General features: G+C 68.6%; 4 protein-coding genes. All 4 read right to left on the reverse strand.

Annotated elements, in window-relative coordinates:
• Positions 1–219: ATP/GTP-binding protein (locus tag IF02_RS32840; protein ID WP_037837543.1), on the reverse strand; the 219-nt coding region annotated here is incomplete at its 3' end.
• Positions 200–760, reverse strand: a complete 561-nt coding sequence (locus tag IF02_RS0131875) for a DUF742 domain-containing protein (protein WP_030163267.1) — start codon at positions 758–760, stop codon at positions 200–202. The genes IF02_RS32840 and IF02_RS0131875, both read right to left, overlap by 20 nt.
• Positions 761–853: 93 nt before the next feature.
• On the reverse strand, positions 854–4324 hold the full coding sequence (locus IF02_RS0131880) for a nitrate- and nitrite sensing domain-containing protein (RefSeq protein WP_106977391.1): 3471 nt from the start codon (positions 4322–4324) through the stop codon (positions 854–856).
• A gap of 333 nt (positions 4325–4657) precedes the next feature.
• Positions 4658–5011, reverse strand: a 354-nt coding sequence (locus tag IF02_RS0131885; protein WP_030163271.1) for a GTP-binding protein, incomplete at its 5' end; no start/stop codon positions are given.

Below are 5011 nucleotides of genomic sequence, written 5' to 3' on the forward strand. Positions count from 1 at the left end.
GAAGTCCATGGCGACCGTGGTGGTCGTCTTGTCCCCGGTGTGGGTCAGATCGTCGATGCCGGCGGACGCGGACGTCATCACGGCTTCGGTGCGCAGCGGGTTGATCTCGGAGACCGCGCCGACGAACGTGGTCTTGCCCACGCCGAAGCCGCCCGCCACCACGATCTTCGCGGAGGTGGTGGAGCGAGCCGCTCCGCCGTTAGAGCTTGCGAAGTCCACTGAGCACCCTTTCGAGCAGTGTCACATCTGGCTGGCCGCCGGCAGACTCGTCGCCGCCGGGCTGGTGAATGGCGACAAGGCCCGCCTCCGCCAGGTCGGCGACGAGGATGCGGGCGACACCAAGAGGAATGGAGAGAAGTGCCGAGATCTCCGCGACGGATTTGATCTCCTGGCACAGGCGGCAGATGCGCTGGTGCTCGGGCAACTGCCCTTGCAGCCGCGCGGGGTCCGCCGTGGTACTGACCAGCGCCTCGATGGCGAGCTGGTAGCGCGGCCGGGTACGGCCGCCGGTCATCGCGTACGGGCGCACCAGCGGGTTGTGCGCCTTGGGGGCCTGCTGCTGCGAACCCCGGAGGGTCTGCTGCGAGGGCCGGTGGGGCGGCTGGGCCTGCTGGGGCTGGCCGTACGGCTGCTGCTGGTAGGGATTGTGCTCCGGAACCGGCCGGCTGGGAGCGGAGGGGAAGTTGAAGCGGTTCTGGTCGTGCTGCCCACCCTGCGGCTGCTGCGCGCCGCCATAAGGATGTCCTCCGGGTGTTGTCACGTCTCCTCCTCCGACTCCAAGAACGCAGTACTCCCTGTGGAACCGCGCCACCGCACCCTATGGTGCGATGACGCGAAACGCACTGCCTGTTTGCTAGTTGAGAAGACTTCCCTGCAGCTCCGAGCGCAGTTCCGGGGTGAGGACACTGCCTGCTCGGTCCACGAGGAGGGCCATCTCGTAGCCCACGAGGCCGATGTCGCACTCGGGGTGCGCGAGCACCGCGAGGGACGATCCATCGGACACGGACATGAGGAAAAGGAACCCGCGGTCCATCTCCACAACGGTCTGGTTGACGGCGCCACCCTCGAAGATGCGGGAGGCTCCTGCGGTCAGCGACGTCAGACCGGAGGCCACGGCCGCCAGCTGATCGGCGCGGTCGCGCGGGAATCCGTCGGACATCGCCAGAAGAAGGCCGTCGGCGGAGACCACCACCGTGTGGGACACCCCGGGGGTGTTGTCCACGAAGTTGGTGATCAACCAGTTCAGGTTCTGTGCCGCCTGGCTCATCGTCTCCGCCGCGCCTTCGACCAGGTTGGCCTTGGGCACGCGCCGAGGGAGACCGGACGGGGTGATCCCGCCCGCCTTCGGCTCACGGAGTTTGGCGGCCTGCTGCCAGCGCTCGTCGTTGTTCGAGCGCCACGCTTCGCTGCCTTCCTCGTCCCGCTCCGGGGCGGCGGGCTGCTGCTGTCGCTGCGGCCGCTGCTCGAAGAGGGATCCGGTGGACTCCGCTTCCTTCTGTGCCGGCTGCCACTGCTGCTGGCTGCCGCGGCGCGGCAGGCCCGCTCCGGTCACTTCGTGGCCGGTGTCGGCAGCGGCGCCCGGACGGTCGAAGCCTACGCGGTCCGGGGCGGGTTCGGGAGCGGCCGGGGGTTCCGATTCGGTCCCGTAGCCCGGCTGGTAGCCGCCGGAGTAGGTGTTCTGCTCGGGCCATTCTGCCTGCGGGGACGGGGCTGCGTAACCGCCGTCGTACGCCGGGGCGTCCTGCTGCCGATCCTGGTATCCGGCTTCCGGATAGCCGTAGTCCTGCTGCGGGTACGCCTCGTAGCCCTGCTGGGGCGCGTGGGCCTGCCGGGAGTCGTACGAGGTGTCGTAGCCCTGCTCGGGCTGCTGCTCGTACCCCTGATACGGCTGGTACCCGTGCTCCGGCTGGGGTTCCGCATACTCCTGCTCGGCGAACTCGCCCTGCTGCTCCTGCCCGTAGCCCACCTGGGCTTCGAGCGCGGCCCGGCGCTCCTGCTGGGCCAGGGAGCGGCCGACCGGGTCCAGCCCGGTGCCGTCGCCCTGCTCGTCGGCGCCTCTGCCCTCGTAGCGGGAGTCGTCGAAGCCCAGCTCGGCGGCCGTACGCATGGGGATGGCCTGCTGAACCTGCTGCTGCGGGATCATCGAGGAGACGGTGAAGTCGTCGTCCGGGATCCCCTCGCCACCACCACCATGGGTGATCGCGTCGGGGAGCATGACCAGCGACGTGGTGCCGGCGGCCTCGCCCGAGGGGCGCAGCTGGACCCGGATGCTGTGGCGGTCCGCCAGCCGGCCGACCACGAACAGACCCATGCGCTGGGAGATCGCGGCGTCCACGGTGGGCGGGTTGGCCAGCTTGTGGTTGATGTCCGCGAAGTCCTCGGCGGTGAGGCCGATGCCCTTGTCGTGGATCTCGACCATCACGCGGCCGTCGGGCAGGCGGGTGGCGTTGACGCGGACCTTGGTCTGCGGGGAGGAGAACGTGGTGGCGTTCTCCAGGAGCTCGGCGAGCAGGTGCACGAGGTCGGTCACGGCCTGGCCGTGGATCTCGGCCTCGGAGACGCCCGAGAGCTCGATGCGCTCGTACTGCTCCACCTCGGAGGAGGCGGCGCGCAGGACGTCGACGAGGGGGACCGGCTGGTCCCAGCGGCGGCCCGGTTCCTCACCCGCGAGGATGAGGAGGTTCTCGCCGTTGCGGCGCATACGGGTGGCCAGGTGGTCCAGGCGGAAGAGGTTCTCCAGCTGGTCCGGGTCGGCCTCGTTGTTCTCCAGGTCGGTGATGAGGGTCAGCTGGCCCTCGATCAGCGACTGGTTGCGTATGGAGAGGTTCGTGAAGATCGCGTTGACGTTCCCTCGCAGGAGCGCCTGCTCGGCGGCGAGCCGGACCGCTTCCCGGTGGACCTGGTCGAAGGCGCGGGCGACCTCGCCGATCTCGTCCTGGGAGTTGATCGGGATCGGCGCGACACGGGTGTCGACCTTGCCCGGGTCGGTGCGCGAGAGCTGGTCGACGAGCATCGGCAGGCGCTGCTCGGCGACGTCGAAGGCGGCGGAGCGCAGCCGGCGCATCGAGTTGCTCATCTGGCGGGCCATCATCCCGGCCAGGATGAAGGCGGCGAGCAGGGCCACGACCACGATGGCGCCGGTCCAGATGGCGTCGTTGCGGGCCGAGTCGGAGACGGCGACGGAGTCGGTCACGGCCTTGTCGAGCAGGTTCTTCTCGACCTCGGCGTAGCCCTCGAGCTTGGCGGTGGCCGCGGCCTGCCAGGCCTGGGGCGTGGTGCCGCCCGCGATGACCTTGGTCTTGCTCTCGCCGCTGGCGATCGCCTCGGTCATGCCGGTGAGCACGGAGTTGTTCACGATCGGCGGCGTCTTGAAGGGGGTGCCGGCCTGCTCGGCCGCCCGCTTGGCGGCCGCGAGCTTCTCGGCGCCTTCCTGCGACCGCCTGCCCATGACCTCCTTGAGGCGGTCCACGTCCTCCTCGGTACCGGCCGCGACGTACTCGCCGATGGCGATGTCCTCGAGGTAGGCGTAGGAGGAGAAGGCGACGAGCTGGGCCTTGCGGATGTCCTCGTTCTCGTTCGGGCGCACCAGCAGGTGGGTGCCGACCGAGCGCTGGAGCGAGTTGGCCGCCTTGGCCAGTTCGATCGCGTAGACCATGCGGCCGTAGCTGGTGACGTTGCCGGTGCCCAGGCCGAGTTCGTTGGAGAACGTCATGAGGTAGTGCTGGACCAGCACGTACCCCTCTTCGGTCGGGATCGGGCCGTTCGCGCTCGGCGGGTTCTTCTTCGCCGTCTCCTGCGAGGCGTACGCCGTCTGGCGGACGGCCGCGAGCTTGGGCTCCTCCTGGTGGAAGAGCTCCAGGCGGCGCTCCAGCCCCTGGTTGGAGGGGAGGTCCTTCGAGGCCTTGGCGAACTTCTCCTTGGCCGCGTCGGTGGCCGCGTAGACCTTCGCGACGGTCTCGCTGTTCCGGTCGCCCTTGAGGAGCGGCTCGGCCGTGAGGTCGCGCTCGTTGAGGAGGGCCTGGCCGTATTCGGCCGCCGCCTGGACGATGCGGGCCGTCTTCTCGGCGTCCTTGGCTTCGTTCCAGGTGTCGATGGAGCCCTTCACCTGGAAGCCGCCCATCACCAGTCCGACGAGGACGGGGACGAGCAGGATCGCGTTCAGACGGGTGGGCACACGCCAGTTGCGGGGGGAGAACCTGCTGGTGCTGCCGCTTTTCACCGGTGGGTCGACGGGTACGTCGACGGGCGACGCGGCCGCGCGCTGCGGCGGGGTGAAGTTGCCGCGCGCGGGTTCATCCGCGGGGCTCGAGTTGCTTCGCCTCACTCGACCAACAACCTCTCGGCGGTGCTACCAGCTAGTTAGTTGAATTCCAGCACGGTAAACGGTCCTGTTCCAAACACTTGAAATCGGCCATTCACAGAGCCTTATGTCCCGCATAAATCGGACATAAAGAGCGAGCTGCGGCAAATGAGAAGCCGGTTGTGAGCGCAGCGGCACCAGCCGACCGCACCCTGTGTCCGGTTGGCTGCAATTCTCTGTCGAAACGTTATGAACCGAGAGGGCGGGCCGTGTCCTATGACACAGCCCGCCCTCTCACGTTGTGAAGAACCCGTGGTACTTGAGTGGTGCCCCTTGAGCGCCGTTGCCCGAGTCGTGTTACTTGAGTCGGGCCATGAGGGCGTGCTCGACGAGCGTGATGAGCGCGCTCTTGGCGTCCGCCCGGTGGCGGGCGTCGGTGGTGATGATCGGGGCGTCCGGGCCGATCTGCAGGGCCTCGCGCACTTCTTCGGGGGTGTAGGGCTGGTGTCCCTCGAAGCCGTTGAGGGCCACGACGAACGGCAGCCCGCTGTTCTCGAAGTAGTCGACCGCGGGGAAGCAGTCGGCGAGCCGGCGGGTGTCGACGAGCACGATGGCACCGATGGCGCCGCGGACGAGGTCGTCCCACATGAACCAGAAGCGGTCCTGTCCGGGGGTGCCGAACAGGTACAGGATGAGGTCCTGGTCCAGGGT

The organism is Streptomyces sp. NRRL S-244 (assembly GCF_000717915.1).
In the GTDB taxonomy this organism is placed as follows: Bacteria; Actinomycetota; Actinomycetes; order Streptomycetales; family Streptomycetaceae; genus Streptomyces.